The organism is Methyloversatilis universalis FAM5 (assembly GCF_000214035.2).
GTDB classification, from domain to species: Bacteria; Pseudomonadota; Gammaproteobacteria; order Burkholderiales; family Rhodocyclaceae; genus Methyloversatilis; species Methyloversatilis universalis.
The window spans coordinates 1-1,551 of record NZ_AFHG01000039.1; the positions used below are offsets into that span (position 1 = coordinate 1).

The window sequence follows — 1,551 nt, forward strand, 5'->3', positions numbered from 1 at the left end:
GAATCCGAACCAGCCGGTTCGGGTGATCGGCGCGCTGCTCACCCACATCCCGAACGGCTTGGCTCGGGCGAAATAGGTCCGTCCCGCGCCCAGACCTTCCAGGTCGAAGCTCACTCGACCGCCTGCATCCGAGACGTGCTTCGCCTTCCATGCCTCGCTTCCATCGGCCATCCGCTCATAGGCATGGATCTCAACGTTGGCAATCCCCGCCCCCGTCACGTCGTCCAGCAACTGCACGGCCAAACCTACGTTGCCCACGCGAAACTGGTACGTACCTGCATCGGCATAGGTCGCGCTGTACTTCTCCGTCCCGTCCACCGGGCTGGGTGCGCTAATCGCGTAGCTCTTGCGTCCAAGATCCGTCGGATCAAGCCTCAGATGACCGCTACCGTCCGTCCGATAGATACCCGACCACTTATATTTACCGTCCGGCAACACCTCCTGCAGCGTCACGTCCTTCCACGCATACGCAGCTCCGTTTGTGCCGTCCAGTAACTGAACCTGCAGCCGCCCAGCCTGCAGTACGATCTCGCCCGCGGCGCCTATCGGTCCGCTCTCCACCGTGTTCAGATACGGCTGAGCCCGCAGCACGTACCGTCGCCCCGATTGAATGCCATCCAGATCAAAGCGAACCTGCCCGCTTGCATCGGTCCAGCGCTTGTGTCGCAGTGCCTTCTGCCCGTCCGCGAGAACTTCCCAGGCTTCGACCCATTTCTCTGCCAGCGCAGCCCCGCTGCGTCCATCCACAACGCGGGCAATCACCGGCTCATTGCCCAGAACAAACCGATGCGGCCCCTTGCTCAGGTATTTATCGCTGACTTTCTGATAGCCATCCGTCGGGCTGGTCGCGCTCACTACGTATGGCTCGGTCCCCACTCCGCCCGGGTCCAGCTTGACCCAGCCCGACCCGTCCGTGACAGCGGTCATCACTACTTGGTGATTGCCATCCGGTTGCCAGCGTTTCAGTGTGATTGACTGCCCTGCAGAACCAAGACCCGTACGGCCATCTATGACCTGGACTTGCAATCGCCCAACAGTGAATCCGAACCAGCCGGTTCGGGTGATCGGCGCGCTGCTCACCCACATCCCGAACGGCTTGGCTCGGGCGAAATAGGTCCGTCCCGCGCCCAGACCTTCCAGGTCGAAGCTCACTCGACCGCCTGCATCCGAGACGTGCTTCGCCTTCCATGCCTCGCTTCCATCGGCCATCCGCTCATAGGCATGGATCTCAACGTTGGCAATCCCCGCCCCCGTCACGTCGTCCAGCAACTGCACGGCCAAACCTACGTTGCCCACGCGAAACTGGTACGTACCTGCATCGGCATAGGTCGCGCTGTACTTCTCCGTCCCGTCCACCGGGCTGGGTGCGCTAATCGCGTAGCTCTTGCGTCCAAGATCCGTCGGATCAAGCCTCAGATGACCGCTACCGTCCGTCCGATAGATACCCGACCACTTATATTTACCGTCCGGCAACACCTCCTGCAGCGTCACGTCCTTCCACGCATACGCAGCTCCGTTTGTGCCGTCCAGTAACTGAACCTGCAGCCGCCC

At 61.6% G+C, this 1,551-nt stretch carries 1 protein-coding gene; it reads right to left on the reverse strand.

The window, feature by feature from the left end; translation table 11 throughout:
* On the reverse strand, positions 1-1,551 hold a 1,551-nt coding region (locus METUNV1_RS06565), incomplete at both ends, for a collagen binding domain-containing protein (RefSeq protein ID WP_043359268.1).